We start from the raw sequence: 20,975 nt of genomic DNA on the forward strand, positions 1-20,975 counted from the left end.
CTATTCTAAAAATAGAAAAACAAAGCAACAGAGAAACAGAAAATAATATGTTGTATTTTTTAACTATTCAAACTTTTCATCTGATTTGTAAGCGGTTTCTTTAATAGGAGGGGATTCATATTCTAACGTTACTTGGAATTTCAATGGTCGTTGTTTTTACTTATTTAATCATGTCTAAACGGTTATCACCTGTTACTTCTCTTGTAGTCATTCCAATTATCTTTGCATTAATTGGCGGATTTGGTCCAGAGCTCGGAGATATGATGCTCGATGGAATAAAGGTTGTCGCACCTTCAGCCGCTTTGCTATTGTTCGCTATTTTGTTTTTCGGAGTCCTGATTGACGCTGGATTATTTGATCCACTTATTAAAACTATGTTGAAAATCGTAAAAGGGGATCCGGTTAAAATAGCGATAGGAACAGCAGTAATCGCAATGACCGTTGCCTTAGATGGTGATGGTACCACGACTCATATGATTACGATTTCCGCTATGCTGCCTCTTTACTTACGACTTGGTATGAATCCACTTATTCTTGCCACTATTTCTATGCTGGCTGTCAGTATTATGAGTGGTATGACTCCTTGGGGAGGACCTGCAACAAGAGCAATAGCATCTTTAGGTCTGGATGCAAATGAATTCTTTGTCCCGATTATCCCAACACTATTCTCAGGAATAGCAGCTATTCTTTTTACCGCTTATGTACTTGGTAAAAAAGAGCGCAAAAGGCTTGGCGTTGTTTATATCAAATCTGCACCTGAAATGAAAGGGGCTTTTGCTGAAGCAGCGGTAGCTTCCGCCATACAAGTCGATTTAAAGCGCCCTAAATTAATATGGGTCAATCTTTTGTTGACGCTCACAGTCATGGTCGTTCTTATAATGGGCTTAGTACCGGTACCGGTGTTGTTTCTAATCGGGTTTGTGCTTGCTTCGATCATTAATTACCCTAATTTAGAACAGCAAAAAGAGCGAATCGTGTCACATGCAGGAAACGCTATAACCGTTGTCACATTAGTATTTGCGGCTGGTATTTTCACAGGGATCTTTTCCGGAACGAAAATGGTAGACGCCATTGCAAATTCATTAGTGGCCATCATTCCGGATTCTTTAGGCTCTTTTTTACCGATGGTCGTTGCGTTCACAAGTATGCCATTTACGTTCGTTTTATCTAATGATGCTTACTACTTTGGTGTTTTGCCGATTCTTGCCGAAGCAGGAGAAGTTTATGGGGTGAGTCCTTTAGAAATTGCCAGAGCTTCCGTACTGGGCCAGCCTGTACATTTCTTAAGTCCACTCGTGGCCTCGACTCTTTTACTGGTAGGGATGGTAAAGACAGATATCGGGGAACTACAGCGGTATGCATTTAAATGGGCTCTAATTTGTTCATTAGTCCTTATCATTGTTGCTATCTTGACAGGGGCTATTATTTAAGTATAACGTTATCTAATAAATTCTCCGAACTTAAACAAATTAGGGCTGTGCCAAAACCAATTATTATTAGTGGTTTTTGGGACAGCCCATTCTTTTAATAAGGTCTAGAAGTCTCGCCGGTCGCTTGAGTAATGATTTTTACGATTTTATTCGCCAGGTTCATAACCGTGTATAGACGAGTATCATTTAAAAATTGCATCGTTGGCAGCGGATCTATATAATTTACCATTCCTATAATATGATAGTCTCCCACTTCAGGTAATACTTTTTTTAAAGCTTTCCCTGGGACAAGTGGTCCATTCTTCAAGAAAACATAACCGACCTGGTTTTGATCCCCTAAACAAGCATCCACACTAAAAATAAGAGGCTTTTTGAATTGTTTTTTAATTTCTTTCAACGTGTCTTTTAAATTAAATGCATGAACGGGATATTCCAAAGTACCGTATACACGATAAGGCACCGTATGTTCTTTTAGCATTGTCCCGACTAAAGGGCCTAATGAATCCCCAACTGATCGGTCTGAACCAATGCACAGAAAGATTACATCTTCATTTTGACATCCTGAAGATTGAATAATCTCTTTGACTTTTAATGCTAAGCAGTTTATTTCTTCGCCTTTTGGTTCCACAGAACAAATCTGCTCCCTCTTTTTGTAAATTAGACTCATTTTGATTCCCCTTTATTCTATTATACGAATTAAAAAGATATCATGCATATAAATATGAGCATATGCTTGAGACTGATGGATATTTTTAAATTATTAGTATTCAACACTCTGAAAAATGGAAGTACTTCAAAACATGCCCTTTAATTTATTTGGCGAGGAAGTGGGAGTAGGTTTACAACTAGAATATTTCTAGATCAATTATATAGCATGGCTTTAACCGATTCCACTTTCCAAAAATTCATTAGATTCGGGTAGAATTATGCTTTCACGAACTGGTGATATCATGCCTAATGGTGACCTTTTGCACGCAGAAATTCTACCCGTAGACGAGCTATGAACCAGGCTCTACCGCCAGCAAGTCTTGCTCCTGTTGTTTTGGACAAACTTACTGCATTCGCAGAAGAACAAGGCATGTCCATATTGGAAGCAGCAGCTTTAGAGCGTCATGGTATGCCCATTTTATAAGTAATGAACGCATTTTTTGAGTACTATCAAACCATCATGGTATAGGAGGTGAGACGTTTGTTATCTAGTATCGGCATCCCTGGCCTAATTCTCATTCTAGTCATTGCGTTAATCATTTTTGGGCCTTCTAAATTACCGGAAATTGGAAGTGCTTTTGGAAACACTTTAAAAGAATTTAAAAAAGTAACAAATGATTTGATCAGCAATGACAAAGAAGAAAAAACTAACTCTGAAGAAAAAAATAAACTAGTAGCTCTTGAGAAATCCGAAAAGACTGGAAACTAAATAACTTGTTTTACAATTTAATAGAGTAATTTGCTTGGAGGAAATAGTATGAAAAAAATGGGGAAGATATTTTTGACGGGCTGCTTTTCACTGGCGATGGCTGCCGCTTTTGTCGCAAAGCCAGTTGCGGCAGATGCGGAGGAAAAGCTCAAGGAGGGAGAGAAGTTTAAACTCACCATTCTCCAGACGAATGACTTTCATGGTCATCTGGATGACATCGTCACGCTGGATGATGGAACCCTTCATCACAATTCAATTGCGAAGTATGCCACCATCATTGAAAATGTGCGAAATGAAGAGGAGAATGTGCTTCTCGTCGATGGCGGGGATCTCTTCCTGCGCGGCGCGTTTCAGGCGGGTCGAGGAGAGTTGGAAACGTCTCTTTTGAAAGCTTTGGACTATGATGCATGGCTCTAGGAAACAACGGACTTCCGCGTTTACCCTGCCGGGGAGGGCACACCGGACAGCCGTTATGAACAGTTAAAGGATTACCACCGCAAAGTGAATTTTCCCATCCTTACTGGTAATGTCATTGACAGGGAAACAGGAAAGTATATACATAATGTCAAACCTTGGAAGAGTTTTACTTTCACTGGCGTTAAAGTCGGCATGATTGGCCTTACATCGATGAAGCCGGAAATTCGCGGTTAGAATGATGTTGCAGACCTCGATTTCATCGAACCGGTTGAAGCGTTGAATGAGTTGCTTCCTGAAGTGAGTGAAAAGTCAGACGTTAACATTGTCCTTTCGCACGCCGGAAATCCTGAAGATCATAAGCTGGCTCAGGTTCCCGAAGTTTCAGCGATAATCGGGGCAGATACACACAAGGTCATCGAAACTCCCGAATACGAATTCAAAGGAGAGTTGATGGTGCCAATTACTCAAGCTGGCGGAGAACAAGAACATTATTTAGGCCGCCTGAATTTGACTTTTGAAGTCGTTGACGCCAAAATGACTTTGGTTGAATCCGATGGATTCCTCTACGACGTTACAAATGTTCCGGCAGATCCAGAGATACAAGCGATTATAGACGATTATCGTGCAGATTTGAAAGCGCAATAATCGAGTCTTCATAATGCTATGAGGTATGGACAAAGCGAGGTTCTTCGCTTTGTCCTTTCTATATTAATGATAAAGTAAAGACTGCAAGGGGCTGTCCAGAAAGTCGGTGAAAACTAACTGACTGGCGGCCTTTTTATTTTTGGTCATTTCCCGCCATTTCCACTGACGTGAGTTGAACTTAGTGTAGAGTTTATCTGTTTAGTTTAGCTTAAAACCACTAATAATGTGCTAAAAAGGATCGTTAGGGAGCAAAGCATTTGTCATGCTTTGAGATAACGAAGAATTTCACTTAAATTACCATGAAAATAACCTTCAGAAACTGATAAAAAGACAATAACAAAGAAGACTCATCCCATTCCGAAATCAATGGAACCAATAAAAATATTCTTTAACTAATGAATCAATAGGGTTTTTATTCAACTATATAAGTTCCTGAATAAAAAGGGTAAAAAATAATTTATTCCTTTTAGATTAGTGTAGACGGTGCAGCCTTTTTTATTTACTGAAAATCATTTGAAAGAGTACTAATGAGTTCATTCACCAAATTTCATTATATAGCTATAACTTGCTTTTAAACATTCTCGATATCCATAAACAACCAGTTATTTTTTAACCGCTGATGGTCATTATAAATAAAGAAGAAGGGGCTACTGATTACGTATGATTCACATCATATAGTAAATGAGGTGTCGGTTAAAGACATTTAACTTAACTACTGGTAGCTTCATTAAAAAATCGATTCGAGCAAGGAGATGGTTCTCTTGCACGTAAAAGCAGAAAACTCATTCAATAATTGTCATTTATGCTTTGAAAGTTGATGAAACTTTTAAGATATAGGGGATGGTAGCTTTGGATGGTAAACTCTAGTCAGATACCAGTATTTACTCTAAAGTAGATGAGGTGTTTATCGCAGAGAATTTATGCTGATTCGAAATGAAGCAAACCCCTTTTTCAGGCAGGGTGCAACTTTCCGTTGCATCCTGTTTTTATGTATTTTCTTGTTATCACTACGTAAGCAATTTTATTTTATCCCCTTTACTTGTATATTTTTTAATTTTACCGTAACCTGTGCTGTTAAAAATAAAATCACCCAATAAGGAAAAGCAGATGGGTAACAAAGATGATAAAAAAATAATACACTATTATCGGAGAAGACATAAATCAAACAAGAAGGATGGGATCCTGATGGTTGATGAAAATATACAAAAAAACAAACGGGAACAATGGAAAAAGCAAGTTATGAATAATCTGAAGAGGGAAGCTGTCAAAAATATCATAGCAGGAATGGGAGACCTAGCAAGATTAGATGCTAAAGTCAATAATACTTACACTGTATACATCAAGGATGGAAGGCTGATAAAGCAACCTATAAATGGGAAGTGTGTTGTCATTAATGGAAAAATCCAAGATTAACTGAGAAGGGTTAGGAAAAACATTAAGGGTTCTTTTTGGTAATTTAACTTTAGCTCTCTTCTATATCCAATTTTTAATAAAGAAATAATGAATAGAAATCACTGCGATTTGCTAGGACTGCCACAATTGTTATAGGGCCGATTCCCATTCCATTTGCGATCTTCGCTCCAGATATACTAAGCACGGTCTGCTTTGCTAGGGCATTAAGAACCACTCTAGCCGTCATTGTTGTTTTGATGATTTATTTACCGCGTTTTAGCAGTGGCCGAGGTGCAGTATTGGGAATGCTCTTTGCAGTAGTTACGACAACTGTCTGGTATCGTATCGGTAATCCGTTAAAAATAGATAATTTCTATGTCGCTGCGGTTACCCCCTTATTTGTTATGCTTATTGACCATATCATCGGGAAGAATGAGTGTGTTTTGCAAAACGATTCGAGTAGCATATACAAATAAGGAAGGGAAGGTCATCAAACTTGTAGCTATGTGGACATAGGGTATATTAACAACATATAGAAAGAGGGGAGATATTCCCTCTTTTTTTATTCATCCAAAAATCTGCGATTTAATTGAATGACATTGTGAGGACTCAGTATTGAATATGTTTTTTGGAATAATTCCTTTTTCAACAAATAAATTTGTCGAATCGAAAATCTTTTCTTACTTTTTTATCAAATAATCTTTTAATAACACATTTGATTTCCATGACAAATGATTTTACAAAGCATATTTACTGGATAATACTTTCTACGATTCTTGTGGTTCTCCCGATTATTCCAACAATTCAAACCTATTCAGGGTATAAACAATTTCATATAAAACAAACCAGTCATTCATTTTTATTATCTTTTAAATGACCGGAACGTACCACTTTAGTTTTTAAATATTTTTCATTAAACTCGGAGATATCTCCCCATAACGGAACTCTGCCTGCAACATTGGCACCTGACTTTTGAAGGGCTTCTAATTTTCTAGGATTGTTGGTGATAAGAGTCACTGGATTTGAGCGCAGGTTTTTTAATACTTGAATGGCGTCATCATAGTTACGTGCATCATCAACAAATCCAAGCTCCAAATTAGCTTCCACCGTATCCAATCCTTTTTCTTGCAGTACATAAGCCATGGCTTTACTAAATAATCCGATGCCTCTTCCTTCGTGATTGGCTAAATAAAATAAAGCACCAGTTCCTTGATTCGCAATCATTTTCATAGCATGCTTTAATTGAAAGCCACAATCACAGCGTTTGCTGCCAAATATATCACCAGTATGACAAATACTATGCATCCGGATAAGTGCATCAGCTGAATGTTGAAAATCTCCATACAGTAACACACTGGATTGCTGCATTTCCGCTAAATTGGAAGAGGCTAAAGTTTCAATGATCTTTTCCATATTATAAGTACCATCATTACAAAAATGACCTGCCATATTCTCACATGGTAACCAGCAATACCATTGGAATACAGTTGTTTCGCCATCTAAGTTAACGGGTAATTTGATGGGGCCTACTAAATAAATGGATTTTTCACCATTTTTAATAACGTTAATTTTATCTTCTAATATCATCGCCACTTTTTCATTAATCATATAAACTTCCTCCCGAAACTTCTAATACTACGCTAACGTTTACTAGTTCATTTCATATTGTACCCAATCCACTCTTTTGTGAATCTTGATTTTAAAATAGAAACAAAAGCTCCAAATGTACTAAAGCGAAAGACAAACAGCAAAAGGTTAACTCCATCTTTGGTGTGAAAACCCATGTCCATTTCTTATTTGAACAGTAACTCATATAACCTCAATAAAGCCACAGCACCGATTTTTCAAATGGAGTTTGATTAGAAAGAAGTTTGTCTGCAGCTGCCTGTTTACCCGGGAAAATGATGTGTTTCCGTAGGAAATGTCCTGCGAAGTCTTTGGGAAGTTTTGTATCTGTCTTTTTCTAAGATGGAAGGGACATGGTGTTTTCAATCATGCTCATTTGTTGTGATTATATTAATTTTACAAACTTCATCTAAGGAAAATCGTGATTTTTAAGCTGATTTTAACTTGCAGAATGAGTTGGACTATCGAAAATGGGATACATCTTTGGTCTTTCACTCTCAACCATTTTCCTTGTTTTCGTAAAATTGGTAACAATTAAAAAAACTTCTTCAAATGAAAACAAAAGTGTTATACAATAAAACAAACACAAATAAAGATAAACGGGGGTAAAACAAAATGGCTATTAATTTATGGAATGATAAAGAAGCGTCAAAAGTAACATCTGGAGTAGAAGAACTGGTTTATCGGTCTAATTTAATCGGTACAGATCGAGCCGTCTGCAACTGGGGAGGCGGCAATACATCCATGAAAACAATGGAAAAAGATTTTCGTGGCCGGGAAATTGAAGTCATGTGGGTTAAAGGAAGCGGTTCCGACCTTGCGACAATGAAAGCGGGCAATTTCACAGGTTTGAATCTAGCGGACATTCACCCTTTAATCGAGCGTGATGAAATGCCTGATGCAGAAATGGTTGAATATTTGTCACACTGCATGATCGACAGTAAGCATCCACGTATGTCGATTGAAACTTTACTTCATGCCTTCCTTCCCTTTAAACATGTTGACCATACACATCCAGATGCAATTATTAGTCTTTGCTGTGCAGACAATGGAAAAGAAGTCGCCAATGAAATTTTCGGTGATCGTTTTGTCTGGGTGCCATATGAGCGCCCTGGCTTCACTTTGTCTAAAATGATCGCAGAAGGTGTGAAAAATAACCCGCAAGCCGAACTTGTTTTGATGGAAAAACACGGGTTGGTTACTTGGGGTGAAACATCGAAAGAAGCCTATGAAAAAACCATTTCGATCATAACGGAAGCAGAAGAGTTTATTAACAGCCGCCAGCATGAAGAAGATGCATTTGGTGGACAGGCATTTGACTCTTTACCTGAAGCAGAGCGCAAAAGGGTACTTGCTTCCATTATGCCGGTTATCCGAGGTGCTGTGGGCGAGGAGAAAAAAATGCTTTTAACCTATGACTATGCAGATGATGTCCTGCAATTTTTGAACAGCAAAAATGCGGCAGCCTTATCACAAGTCGGTGCTGCTTGCCCGGATCACCTTGTACATACAAAAATGAAGCCGCTTTACATTAACTGGGATCCTCAAAATGAACGGACTGAATCCTTGGTTGAAAAAGTTAAAGCGGGTATTCAACAATATAAGGAAGAATATAAGCTATACTTCGAGCGCAATAAAAACGAAGGGGATGTGATGTTTGAGGCGGCACCACGAGTTATTTTGATTCCAGGTGTCGGAATGGTCAACACAGGCAGAAACGTAGCCATGGCAAACGTGAGCGGAGCACTTTACCATCGAGCGATTGCGGTTATGAAAGGGGCAACAGCACTTGGGGAGTTCGTATCTCTCAGTGAAAATGAGTCATATAACGTTGAATACTGGCCACTCGAACTTTATAAATTGTCTCTTTCTCCGGCAGAAGCCGAGTTCTCACGCAAAGTAGCCTTCATTACAGGCGGTGCGGGCGGTATTGGCAGCGCAACAGCACGGCGTTTAGTTTCTGAAGGTGCCCATGTAGTTCTAGCTGATTTAAATATTGAAGGTGCTGAAAAAGTTGCGGATGAAATCAATAAAGAATCCGGGGAAATACGTGCTGCAGCTTTTAAAATGGATGTTACCAGTGAAGAGCAGGTACAGGATGCCTTTGAGAAATCAGCTCTTACATTTGGCGGAATTGATATTATCGTCAACAATGCCGGCCTTGCCACATCCAGCCCGTTTGATGAAACAACCTTAATAGAATGGAACCTAAACATGAATGTACTGGGGACAGGCTATTTCCTTGTAGCACGTGAAGCTTTTAAGCAAATGAAACAACAGGGAACAGGAGGAAATATGGTATTTGTAGGATCGAAAAACTCTGTTTACGCCGGAAAAAATGCTTCTGCTTACAGTTCTGTCAAAGCACTTGAAACACATCTAGCACGTTGTATTGCAGTGGAAGGCGGGGATTTCGGAATCCGTGTTAATTCTGTTTTGCCAGACGCCGTATTACAGGGATCTTCCATTTGGGGATCGGGTTGGCGTCAAGAGCGTGCCGCTGCATACGGAATAGAGCCAGACCAGCTTGAAGATCACTACAAAAAACGTACGACATTGCTGGTAAATATATTCCCGGAAGACATTGCTGAGTCCATAGCGTTTTTCGCTTCATCAAAAGCAGACAAAACAACGGGTTGCATGGTCACTGTAGACGGCGGTGTACCTGGAGCTTTTAATCGCTGAATAGTTTTTGCCTGTTTTCTTGGATTTTGTTGCTTTAAGTGTAGGGTTTGTCATAGGCGAAATCAATCTATCCAAAAATAATAGATTAAGTATGTACTGCCCATTGTGATAAGTGAAGATTATATGATTAGGAAAAGGTAGTAGGAATCATGGAGTGAACTATTCAATCCGTTAAAAAGGATGGGACGATATGACAATTAAAGAACAGTACGAAGCGGCGAAACAAGCGTATGCGAATTGGGGAATTGATGTGGATGCTGCACTCGAAACTCTGAAAAAAGTGCCTATTTCGATTCATTGCTGGCAGGGTGATGATATTGGTGGATTTGAAGTGAACAAAAGTGAATTATCGGGCGGAATTGATGTGACGGGTAATTATCCAGGAAAAGCCACTACGCCCGAAGAGCTACGCATGGATCTTGAAAAAGCGTTATCGCTTATTCCGGGGAAACATCGGGTCAATTTGCATGCCATTTATGCGGAAACAAATGGAGAAGCAGTCGAACGCGATCAGCTTGAGCCAAAGCACTTCGAAAACTGGTTGAATTGGGCTAAAGAAAACGGTCTTGGTTTGGATTTTAACCCGACACTATTTTCCCATGAAAAAGCAGCAGACGGATTGACACTTTCTCATCCAGATGAAGAAATACGTGAATTCTGGATTGATCATTGCATCGCCAGCCGAAAAATCGGAGAGTACTTTGGCCGTGAACTTGGCATGCCCTGCTTAACAAATATATGGATTCCAGACGGCTACAAAGATATTCCAAGCGACCGTTTGACACCAAGAAAGAGATTAAAAGAATCCCTTGATCGAATTTTTACGGCAGAAGTGGATGAAACATGTAATTGGGATGCAGTGGAAAGTAAAGTATTCGGTATCGGTTCCGAGTCATATGTCGTAGGATCGCATGAATTCTACCTTGGCTACGCACTGAAAAATAACAAGATTTGCTTAGTGGATACAGGTCATTATCATCCGACTGAAACTGTATCGAACAAAATTTCTTCGATGCTATTATACAGTGATAAACTGGCACTTCATGTTTCGCGCCCGGTTCGATGGGACAGTGACCACGTCGTAATTTTAGACGATGAGCTTCGTGAAATTGCGCTTGAAATTGTTCGCAATGATGCATTAAACCAGGTGATCATTGGTCTTGATTTCTTTGATGCCAGCATCAACCGTGTTGCTGCCTGGACGATTGGGACGCGTAATATGATTAAAGCCCTCTTATATGCCTTACTTGTACCGAACGATCATTTGAAAGAGATGCAAGAAAAAGGGGATTTTACAGAGCGCCTGGCATTAATGGAGGAATTTAAAACCTATCCATTTGGTGCAATTTGGGATTATTACTGTGAGCAAATGAATGTGCCGGTGAAGGAAAGATGGCTGATGCAAGTGAAAGATTATGAACGTGATGTGTTAGCAAAACGTTAAATTAACGGTTTATCCCGAATCGGCAACCCGATGTGGTGTGACTAATCCTGCTGAATTAATATCGGGTCTATCGATTCGTCCCGAGTGAATGGTCTGGAATTTCCGGATTATAAGGAAGAGATGGAGAAAAAGAAAAAAGATTTTTGTTTTAAATTAGAAAGGTAATTCCTTTATAAAATATACCTATAACGATCTATGACACAGGTCTTTCTATGGGTATATTTTATTTTTTTTGATTGCACGTTAATGAATAGACATGAAAGCAAGTTAATTTGTATTCGAAATGTAAAATCCGGAATGAGAGTATCGTACACCATATTGATTTAATCAGTTGAAAATTAAACTGAGGATTGAGGAAGAATCATTTTGGTAACCTTTTCTATAGACTCCCTTTCTAATTTTCCAATACAACTAAAAATGAAACACTATGAGTAAGTGAAACTATATAAAAATATTATTTGAATTTTAAAAATGTTTGTAAAATTTGAATTGACAAACCTTTCAAAAACAGTAAAAATCAATAATAAAAAGAAAAAAATGATGGGGTTCAAATGTACAATAGAGGTATTTTTAATACATATAGAAGAATATGAGAAAGACCTTCACTCTTGATGCTAAAATACGATTTTTCCAGTTTCTATTCCGCTTTTCGTGTAAGTTAGTAGCTGAACATAACAGAGAAGGTCATGGCTGGACAATAAATTGTAGGGAAACCTGAAAGTATATAAAGGTTTCCTATTTTAGTAAAGAAAGTAAGGTTATATTCCCGGTAAGATCTATTATTTATGAAACCGTTTTCTTAGGAAGAAGCAGCGGTGAATGTAACCGGATGAGAAAAGCATTTCTTAAGTCATTCCTTATTACAATATCCATGATACGTGCTAATGTTTAGAATTTAAGAAAGTAGGTAGCTAATCATGTTAAGGGTGCCCATCTTTTTTATTTTGTTTTTATTTATACTAAACGGCTGTGATCATTCTTCAGAATACGAGATTATTTACAATGATGAAGAAAGTATCGACGTCACTACAAAACCTGTAGAGAATAAAAAAGATTCGTATACGATAGCTGTTATACCTAAAATTGACGGAATTCCTTATTTTAAAGCGGTAGAGGAGGGGGCGTTGGAGGCGGGAAAAGACTTAGGTGTTAAGGTCATATATACAGGCCCACCTACCCCCAGCTCTGAAAAGCAGGAAGAGATTATAACAAAATTAATTGAAAAAAAAGTGGACGTAATTGCGGTATCTGCAAATGATCCATATAAATTAGGTAGGGTGCTGCAAAAAGCAAAGCATAAAGGAATCAAGGTGATCACCTGGGATTCTGATACTAATGCATCATCCAGAAGCTTTTTTGTGAACATGATAGATCCTGAGATAATCGGGAGGCATGTAATGGATACTCTCGCTATTGAAATGGAAGAAAAAGGGGAGTTTGCGATTATGACGGGATCTCCTACCGCTGCCAATCTTAATACATGGATTGATTGGATTCAAATCCAACAAAAAGAATATTATCCAACTATGAAACTAGTTGAAGTGGAATATACAAACGAAGATATTCATAAAGCGTATAAGGTAACACAAAATTTATTTAAAAAATATCCGGACCTAAAAGGAATTATTGGTATTTCGACGGTTAACCCTCCTGCTGCGGCTCAGGCTGTGAAAGATGCAGGGAAAATCGGCAAGGTTGCCGTAGTTGGTACATCGACTCCTAATTTAATGAATGAGTATTTACAGGAAGGGGCTTCCCAGACCATTACGTTATGGAGTCCACAAAAGTTGGGTTACTTGACTGTTAGCCTAGCAAAAAACTTATTGAATGATGAATTTCCTTATGAGGGACAGAACATTAAGAACATAGGTAAGATTAAATTCAACGGTGATATGGTCATTATGGGAGAGCCCATCGATTTTACAAAGGGAAATGTGAACCAGTATGATTTTTAAAGGGAAAAAGCCGATCCAGATAAAAAACCTGCGTTTAACGACAAAACTAGTTACAACCTATACATTATTAACGGTTCTACCTATGGCCTTCCTCGGGTTCATTGCATACTGGCAATACACTAAATCAATAGAAGAAGAAGTCGGCGAATATATTCCCCGTCTGGTCAAACAGGTTAATGGCAACATTGAAAATGACATTCAAAAACTAGAGGCATTACCTGATTTAATTTATAATTCCGGTGATGTTATGGCTATTTTAAGAGACAGCCAATCAAAAAAAAAATCGGTTTTGCTACACGATGAATATATCATGAAGAGTTATTTGACAAGGACCTATTTAAATAACAATTCATCTCATATTTTGGGTGCGTTTCTTGTTTCCAAGAATCGTACATTTGCAAGTACAAGTCTGCATTATGACAGTTTTGGTTTTGAAGATGGTTCCTTGCCATATGCAGAGGACCTAGGATTGTTAGGCGAGATGCAGTTGCTCCTTCCTAATCAGACTAATTTAACGTTTGAAGGGGATCCCTCCTATTTTATGTTGGTCAAACCAATTACTGATTTCGATAATAGAAAAAATCTAGGAACGCTCTATATAGCCATCGATGTAGCCTTTTTTGAGCAATCACTTCAGGATTTGCAGAAGGAAGAGAATGTAACGATGTGGATCATGAATAAGCAGGGGAAGATAATTTATCATAAGGATCATTCAAAAATTGGTTCTGTGGAAAAAGGGATACATGATTACCCATTACTGAATGGTAGTTTTCGTACAGAAATAGATGGAAAACGGAATTTAATCAGTATAAGTGAATCAAATGAGCTTCCATGGGTACTCGTTCACAGCATGCCAATCAAAAATATGACAGAAAAAACGGATGTTATCCGAAATGTGACAATTTTCGTTTTTATCCTGTTCACACTCATTACTACATTGATCTCTATCTTTTTTGCCTGGACCGTTACACGTCCACTAAACGAATTAGGAGATATCATGAAGCGAGTGGAAAAAGGTGATTTATTAGTAGATATACCCATACATTCCAAGGATGAAGTCGGGATGCTCGCGAACAGTTTTCGATCAATGCTTGCAGAGATAAGAGAGCTGATTCAAAAAAACTACCACATTGAACTGCGAAAAAAAACAGCTGAATTATACGCCCTTCAATCTCAAATAAATCCTCACTTTATGTATAATACGCTGGAAACCATAGGCATGGCTGTGGAAGAAGGAGAGAGCGATGAAGTCGTGAAGATGGTGACACTGCTTGGCAGAATGATGCGCTTTTCAATCAGTAATAAAGAAAGCTTGGTTCCTATAAACAGTGAGGTTCAGCACATTGAAGATTATTTAAGCATCCAACAATTCCGTTTTGAAGATCGTTTGCATTTTATGATAGAAAAAGGGGCAGATGTGGTTAATTATTATTTACCCAAGTTTGTTTTACAGCCAATCGTTGAAAATTCCATTAAATATGGACTGGAAAAAAGAAAGGAAATAGACATTCAAATATATATTTCTGAAGAGGAAACTCAGACATGTGAGGAAGATCTTTTGCTGATAGTCAGTGATAACGGACCAGGGATAACAGAAAGCAAATTAATTGAATTAAATGAAAAGTTACGTTTGGATCCAATGATGAAACGAGACTCTGGCTTTGGGATTATCAATGTAAATGCAAGAATTGGTATGATGTTCGGGGAACAATATAACCTTCAAATTAATAGCGAATACGGTAAGGGAACGAGTGTGGTTATACGACTTCCCAAAATAAATGCTCAACAAGTAAGCATGTACGTTCAAGGAGAGGAGTAGAACAGAGATGATACAAAGGGTCAGGACGGTCATTGTAGATGATGAACCAAGGATAAGAAGAGGCATAGAAAGACTAGTACAATCTTGTGGGGAAGAGTGGCAGGTTGTAGGTGTTTACTCCGATGGCCAAGAGGCCTACGATGCAATTATCAATCAAGTAGAAGAAGTTGATGTATTAATAACAGATGTACAAATGCCAGTCATGGACGGGTTAACGTTAATTCAACAGTTGAAAAAAACTAAACCAACGCTATTTCCATTCATTATAAGCGGGTATGATGATTTTCTCTATGTACAGACTGCCCTAAGGGAAGGCGCTGTCGATTATATATTGAAACCGATTGATCGAGAAAAGTTTAAACTGCAGTTGAAGACTGTGCTGGAAAAAGTAATTGAGGCGCGAAAGGAAAGGGAAAAGATAGGAGAAATAGAAGAAAGAGCCTCGATATTAACCCATGAAAAGCAGCTTCAACTGCTGATGGAAATAACGTGGAAAGATGCAATGGACTTATCATTACTTGAATGGACGCGGCAATTCCCAGAAGGAACCTATTCCCTGATCCATATTGGAATCGATCATACATCTGCCAAAACCCAAAGTTTTTCACCAGAAGATTGGGGGAGATGGAATGATGTTATAAAAAAACTGATAAAAGACTTACTAGATGATCATTCAACGCATTGGATGTGGAAAGATAGTCTACATGCCAGTTGGTTATTGATTAAGGATACTCCCCCTACAGCTTTGGAGCAATTGTGTATAACATTAAAGACAACTGTCCAACGGCAAACCCCTTTTACGGTTTCTATTGCCCTTGGGAGTGAGTTAAATGACCTTACTCTGTTAGTTAATATGAAAGATGAATTACGATCTACCTTGCAATATCGAATGATACAAGGAGGCAATAAAATTTTCAAAACTGAAATGCTTAAACATGTATCCTATGATAAAGTGATCGAAGTGCCGCCATCCATCTATAAATGGGCAGAAGAGACAGTAGAGGCGATGGAGCATGGGGAAGAAGCCGCCATTCGTTCTCTCAGGCAATTTTTTAACGAATTGAAAGATGTCACTTCCCCTTTCGTAATACAAGAATCGGTTCGTTATTTGTCTATTAGAATTATTAATAGATGGATCAAAAGTGATGGGTTTAAAGAGCTTCCGCTTTTACTTGAGGAAGCATTTAGCATTGCCGAGGATTCTTCTCATTTTAATCATTTAAAAAAGGAGACGGAGCGCTGGGTAATGAATATGTTAAAAAAGCAAGCAGAATTTCAAAATGACCAAACAGATCCCATACGCCAGGCAAAAGAATGGATTCTAAAACATTTAGGCGACAACGTCACAATAAAAAAAATTGCTAATCATGTCCATTTAAATTCAACCTATTTTTGTGAGTATTTTAAAAATCAGACAGGTGAAACCGTGCTTGACTATGTAACAAATGAACGGTTAAAAGTGGCGAAGGAATTATTAAGTCATACAGATTTAAAAATTTACGATATTGCTTCAAAAGTAGGCTATCAAGATACCAAATATTTTAGTCGGCTGTTTAAGCAATGGACAGGACAACTGCCGTCTCAATATCGAGATACTCATGAGTTTTTTGTGAAAAAGTAGAAGCTTCCATTCCGGAGCTTTTTTTTATGTCTACATTTAAAATGTCCCGAAGAAAATCCCCCCTACCCGAATTTTATCACCTACCAGCTTATGCCAATTCCCTTTATAGTGAAAGTATCAACAAAGAAAGCGCTTCCTTCATAAAGAAAACGCTTTCTTGATAAAAGACGAAATGGAACGGGAGTGTTTATATGACCTTAATTGGACCCTCACTTATGTGTGCAGATATGGGGAATTTACAAGAATCAGTAATGAGATTAGACCGTGCAGGTGTTGATTTCTTTCATCTAGATATAATGGATGGATCGTTTGTTCCTAATTTTACAATGGGCCCGGATCTAATTAAACGCATTAGGCAATTCTCGGATAAACCATTTGATGTTCACTTAATGGTTGAAAGACCGGAAGACCATTTAGATCTTTTCATTCAGTCGGGGGCAGATATGATTTCCATTCATGCAGAGGCAACTGCCCATTTACAGAGATCACTACAAAAGCTGAAGAATGATGGGATTAAGGCAGGGGTAGCCTTAAATCCATCAACCCCCATTACAGAGCTTGAACATGTATTGGATGTAGTCGATTATGTAACGGTGATGACGGTGAATCCTGGTTTTGCCGGACAGTCTTTTGTACCGCTTATGTATAAGAAAATAAAAAAGATAAAAGAATTAATTCAATCGGAAGGCTACCAAATTGATATTCAGGTAGATGGAAACATTGGGTTCGAAACCATTCCGGGTGTATTGAAAAATGGAGCCGACATGTTGGTTTGCGGTACGTCCTGTTTATTTAAAAACGATGTATTACTGGAAGATGCCGTGGGCCAACTCCGGGCATTCTTAGAGCAAATGAAAATGAAAAACGAGGGTTGTGCATGAATGGGATTGTAGTGGTAGGGAGTATTAATATGGATATTGTCGCAGTCACTAATCAGTATCCAGCCCATGGGGAAACGATCTTCGGAGAAAATATGAAACTATTAAGTGGTGGAAAAGGCGCAAATCAAGCAACGACGTGCGCTAAACTTGGAAAGCCAGTAAAGCTAATCGGTGCGGTTGGCGAGGACGCATTCGGGCATGAAATAGAACGTTCTCTTCTTCAAAATAACGTGAACATATCCTCCCTGAAACATGTTGCAGAACATCCAACTGGTTGCGCAGTCATAACAGTAGATGCTACAGCAGAAAACACGATGCTTGTCATTAAAGGGGCCAATGACGATTTGAAAAGAAGTGATATTGACCATTGTTTTTCTACCATCAGTGATGACTATGCTGTTTTACTTGTACAGATGGAAATTCCTAGTGATGCTGTTCTGCATGCCATGAAAAGGGCTAAAGAAAAAAATATGTTTATTATCCTAGACCCTGCCCCTGCAGAAGGGGTAACGACCGAAGCACTGACGTATGCCAATTTAATTACGCCGAATTGGCAGGAAACAAAAGTGTTGACTGGGATCGACGTCAACTCGAAGGAAAGTGCATGCAAAGCGGGTGTTTTCTTTAAGAATCATTTTGGCGTGGACAGCATTATTAAGCTGGGCCACAAAGGAGCATTGGTGTATCAAAACGGTGAAACAACCTTTATCGAGCCCATTGCTGTAAAGGCTGTAGATACAGTGGGGGCAGGAGACTCATTCGCAGGCGCCCTTGCCTGTGCCATAGCAGATGGGGAGACGATCGAATCTGCAGCAGTGTTTGCTTCAATTGTAGCGGCGATGAAGGTAACGAAAATGGGGGCCCAAGATGGTGTGCCAACGCTAGCAGAAGTGGAACATTTTTGTGAAACCAATAACATTAATTACTATGGAAAAAAACAAAAGTTGAATCAAATTTATGACTGATTAAGGTTGGAAAGGAGAGAAATATGTCTGATTTCTTATTGCAAATGACGAATGTCAGTAAAACCTTCCCTGGTGTAAAAGCATTGGATAGTGTTCAGCTTGAAGTGAAAAAAGGAGAAGTTCATGCACTAATAGGTGAGAATGGTGCCGGGAAATCAACGCTCATTAAAATATTAGCTGGTATTTATCGACCGGACCCTGGCGCCAGGTTTTACTTTGAAGGAAAAGAAGCAGAAATTCAAAAACCGATTGATGCTACGTTAAAAGGTATTTCAATCATTTATCAGGATTTAAGTTTATTTTCAAACCTATCTGTAGCTGAAAATATCTATATTGGCCGGGATAGTGACAAAAAACCATGGAAAAAGATTAGGTGGAAGGAGATGGAAGATACGGCAAAACGGGCACTTAAAGAACTAGAATTTGAGATTGATGTTAATACACCCGTTGAAAAATTAAGCATTGCTCAACAGCAGCTGATTGAAATCGCCAGAGCCCTCGCTTTTGATTCAAAATTGATTGTAATGGACGAACCGACTTCATCCCTATCGACCGGGGAAGTTGAAAAGCTTTATAAAGTTATACAAAAATTAAAGGATCGCGGAATTTCCATAATCTTTGTCAGCCACAAGTTAAAAGAGTTATTTACTGTTTCCGATCGATTTACAATATTGCGCGATGGAAAATATGTAGGTACTTACGAAACCGAAGAACTTGATGAAGATAAATTAATCACACTAATGGTGGGACGTCAGATTTTATATAAAAAGAATATGGTAAAAGGAAAAACGGGAAAAACTCTTTTGGAACTGAATGGATTATCAAAAGAAGGTAACTTTAAAGATGTTTCTTTTGAATTGAAAGCTGGAGAAGTCCTTGGGATTACTGGACTTGTCGGATCTGGAAGAACAGAGCTTGCACAGTCAATATTCGGGGTCAACAGGCCCTACGATGGAAGTATGAAAATAAATGGGGTTTCTACTAAAATCAAGTCTTCTGAACATGCTGTAAAACAAGGGATTGCGTATATTCCAGAAAGCAGAAAAACGCAAGGACTCATCCTTCGACAGTCCATAATTAATAATATTTCATTACCTGTTTTGAAACAATTGAGAAATAAATTCAAATTAATTAAGAGAAAGAAAGAAGTTAAGCTGGCTGATCACTATATGAAAACGCTAGATGTTAGACCGGCTTTGCCTAAAAGAGCAGCGGGTGACCTGTCAGGAGGAAATCAGCAGAAAGTCGTGATCGGCAAGTGGCTTTCTACCAAACCACAAATCCTAATTATTGACGAACCGACGAATGGGATTGATATTGGGGCGAAGTCTGAAATTCATAAGTTAATGAGGGAACTGGCGGCTGAAGGAATGGGCATTATTGTGATTTCTTCAGAGCTTCCAGAAGTACTTGCTGTCAGTGATCGAATTTTGGTCATGAGACATGGAAGAATAGCAGGTGAACTTGGAATAGAAGAAGCGACACAGGAAAATATCATGAATTATGCTCTGCTTGGTTCCCAATCGCCTTCCAAAAAAGGGCTTCCGCTAAAAGAGGAGGTACGTGCATGAACGCCATTTTGAAGTCGAAGGAAATCAGCATCGCTATGATTGTATTGCTTCTATGTATTACATTGACATTCTTAAGCCCGTATTTTTTAACTGTAGACAATTTGCTGGATGTACTAAAAGGGAATGCTGTCCTTGGAATTCTGGCGGTGGGTATGACACTTGTCATCATCACTGGCGGGATTGACGTATCGGTCGCCGCTGTTACAAGCGCTGTCTGTGTCATCGTTGGGAAGGTAATGATGCTCATGCCAGACCATCCCATCTCTATCCTATTACTCTTTTTGATTGGGCCATTTCTTGGGGTTTGTTTAGGTGCACTGAATGGACTGCTTGTTGCAAAGATTCAAATTCCAGCTATTGTCGTGACACTTGGAATGATGAGTATCATTAATGGGCTCGTGTTGTACATTACGAATGGACAGTATTTGAACAGCAGCAGTTTTCCAACCGTATTCATCAAGTTTGCTAGTTTTGAAGTGTTTGGTGTATCTATTATCATTCTTATTTTTATCGCCGTTGCCCTGTTTACTTGGTATATTTTGAAATACACATTAATCGGTCGCGAAGTATTGGCGATTGGCGGTAATAAAGATTCAGCCATTCGGGTTGGGATAAATTTTGACAAAGTTCAAATCTTTGTCTTCTCCTATATGGGCTTTCTCGCAGGAATAGCAGCCATAGCTCAAACAGCTTATACAAAGGCTGTGGATCCAAATGGAATGCTTGGTCTTGAGCTGATGGTCATAGCAGCCGTTGTTTTGGGCGGTGCGAACATCATGGGGGGGCGCGGTACCATTTTGGGAACGGTTTTGGGCGTTCTTCTGCTAGGCATTGTACAAAATGGTCTTATCTTGGCAAAAATTGATACCTTTTGGCAAAAAGTATTCACTGGATTGATTATATTACTGGCGGTGTCATACGACCACATTCAATATAAGCGCTCAAAAGATAAGTTAGCAAAAATTGAAGTGGAAGCGTAAGAAAGAGGTGAAAAAATGAAACGGATATCAATATCAAAAGAAAATACTTTAGGTGTAATTACAGCAGGCTTGTTTGTGTTAATGAGTTTTTCGATACCTGGATTCTTTTCTTCAAATAATTTAACTA

The 20,975-nt window shown here is 38.6% G+C and carries 19 protein-coding genes; 17 read left to right on the forward strand and 2 right to left on the reverse strand.

The window, feature by feature from the left end:
* Positions 1-119: 119 nt before the first annotated feature.
* Entirely contained in the window at positions 120-1,430 is a 1,311-nt protein-coding gene (locus AC3ISB_RS10850; RefSeq protein WP_141993319.1) for a CitMHS family transporter, read from the forward strand.
* A 94-nt stretch (positions 1,431-1,524) separates the two neighbouring features.
* Here the strand turns inward: AC3ISB_RS10850 and yyaC are convergent, their stop codons facing one another.
* Positions 1,525-2,097, reverse strand: a complete 573-nt coding sequence (yyaC, locus tag AC3ISB_RS10855; RefSeq protein ID WP_141993318.1) for a spore protease YyaC — start codon at positions 2,095-2,097, stop codon at positions 1,525-1,527.
* Positions 2,098-2,430: 333 nt separating this feature from the next.
* Here yyaC and AC3ISB_RS10860 point away from each other — a divergent pair, with 333 nt between their 5' ends.
* From AC3ISB_RS10860 to AC3ISB_RS10885, 6 genes are all read left to right on the forward strand, one after another.
* Positions 2,431-2,562 carry a hypothetical protein gene (locus AC3ISB_RS10860; RefSeq protein WP_480338870.1) on the forward strand — a complete coding sequence of 44 codons (132 nt, stop codon included), beginning with the start codon at positions 2,431-2,433 and terminating at the stop codon, positions 2,560-2,562.
* Between the two features lie 57 nt (positions 2,563-2,619).
* Complete coding sequence (tatA, locus tag AC3ISB_RS10865; RefSeq protein WP_489276369.1) at positions 2,620-2,847, forward strand: twin-arginine translocase TatA/TatE family subunit; 228 nt, start codon at positions 2,620-2,622, stop codon at positions 2,845-2,847.
* Positions 2,848-2,895: 48 nt separating this feature from the next.
* Positions 2,896-3,264, forward strand: a complete 369-nt coding sequence (locus AC3ISB_RS10870; RefSeq protein WP_489276370.1) for a hypothetical protein — start codon at positions 2,896-2,898, stop codon at positions 3,262-3,264.
* 84 nt (positions 3,265-3,348) lie between these two features.
* Positions 3,349-3,498 (forward strand): hypothetical protein, encoded by a 150-nt coding sequence (locus AC3ISB_RS10875; RefSeq protein WP_489276371.1) that lies wholly within the window; start codon positions 3,349-3,351, stop codon positions 3,496-3,498.
* 42 nt (positions 3,499-3,540) lie between these two features.
* Positions 3,541-3,909: a hypothetical protein gene (locus tag AC3ISB_RS10880; RefSeq protein ID WP_489276373.1), complete on the forward strand. Its 369-nt coding sequence runs from the start codon at positions 3,541-3,543 to the stop codon at positions 3,907-3,909.
* 1,107 nt (positions 3,910-5,016) lie between these two features.
* Positions 5,017-5,322, forward strand: a complete 306-nt coding sequence (locus tag AC3ISB_RS10885; protein ID WP_480338874.1) for a hypothetical protein — start codon at positions 5,017-5,019, stop codon at positions 5,320-5,322.
* Between the two features lie 828 nt (positions 5,323-6,150).
* Here AC3ISB_RS10885 and AC3ISB_RS10890 read toward each other — a convergent pair.
* Positions 6,151-6,909: a GTP cyclohydrolase II gene (locus AC3ISB_RS10890; protein WP_480338875.1), complete on the reverse strand. Its 759-nt coding sequence runs from the start codon at positions 6,907-6,909 to the stop codon at positions 6,151-6,153.
* A gap of 633 nt (positions 6,910-7,542) precedes the next feature.
* Here AC3ISB_RS10890 and AC3ISB_RS10895 point away from each other — a divergent pair.
* The 10 genes from AC3ISB_RS10895 to AC3ISB_RS10940 all read left to right on the forward strand — a co-directional run bounded on the left by AC3ISB_RS10895 (position 7,543) and on the right by AC3ISB_RS10940 (position 20,967).
* Positions 7,543-9,612, forward strand: a complete 2,070-nt coding sequence (locus AC3ISB_RS10895) for a bifunctional aldolase/short-chain dehydrogenase (RefSeq protein ID WP_480338876.1) — start codon at positions 7,543-7,545, stop codon at positions 9,610-9,612.
* 190 nt (positions 9,613-9,802) lie between these two features.
* Positions 9,803-11,056, forward strand: a complete 1,254-nt coding sequence (gene rhaA / locus AC3ISB_RS10900) for an L-rhamnose isomerase (protein ID WP_489276375.1) — start codon at positions 9,803-9,805, stop codon at positions 11,054-11,056.
* Positions 11,057-11,973: 917 nt separating this feature from the next.
* Positions 11,974-13,011: an autoinducer 2 ABC transporter substrate-binding protein gene (locus AC3ISB_RS10905; protein WP_144528353.1), complete on the forward strand. Its 1,038-nt coding sequence runs from the start codon at positions 11,974-11,976 to the stop codon at positions 13,009-13,011.
* Entirely contained in the window at positions 13,001-14,830 is a 1,830-nt protein-coding gene (locus AC3ISB_RS10910) for a cache domain-containing sensor histidine kinase (protein ID WP_347942168.1), read from the forward strand. Before AC3ISB_RS10905 ends, AC3ISB_RS10910 begins: the two co-directional genes overlap by 11 nt.
* 7 nt (positions 14,831-14,837) lie before the next feature.
* Positions 14,838-16,451: a response regulator transcription factor gene (locus tag AC3ISB_RS10915; protein WP_489276376.1), complete on the forward strand. Its 1,614-nt coding sequence runs from the start codon at positions 14,838-14,840 to the stop codon at positions 16,449-16,451.
* A gap of 191 nt (positions 16,452-16,642) precedes the next feature.
* Entirely contained in the window at positions 16,643-17,332 is a 690-nt protein-coding gene (rpe, locus tag AC3ISB_RS10920; RefSeq protein ID WP_048677821.1) for a ribulose-phosphate 3-epimerase, read from the forward strand.
* Entirely contained in the window at positions 17,329-18,297 is a 969-nt protein-coding gene (rbsK, locus tag AC3ISB_RS10925; RefSeq protein WP_480338879.1) for a ribokinase, read from the forward strand. The genes rpe and rbsK overlap by 4 nt, the downstream gene beginning before the upstream one ends.
* Before the next feature lie 23 nt (positions 18,298-18,320).
* Positions 18,321-19,868 carry a sugar ABC transporter ATP-binding protein gene (locus AC3ISB_RS10930; protein WP_489276378.1) on the forward strand — a complete coding sequence of 516 codons (1,548 nt, stop codon included), beginning with the start codon at positions 18,321-18,323 and terminating at the stop codon, positions 19,866-19,868.
* On the forward strand, positions 19,865-20,848 hold the full coding sequence (locus AC3ISB_RS10935; protein ID WP_098373089.1) for an ABC transporter permease: 984 nt from the start codon (positions 19,865-19,867) through the stop codon (positions 20,846-20,848). Before AC3ISB_RS10930 ends, AC3ISB_RS10935 begins: the two co-directional genes overlap by 4 nt.
* 32 nt (positions 20,849-20,880) lie before the next feature.
* Positions 20,881-20,967, forward strand: coding sequence for a hypothetical protein (locus AC3ISB_RS10940; RefSeq protein ID WP_480339074.1), 87 nt, complete (start codon positions 20,881-20,883; stop codon positions 20,965-20,967).
* Positions 20,968-20,975: the final 8 nt, after the last annotated feature.

This window comes from Peribacillus sp. GL_122, from assembly GCF_057835005.1.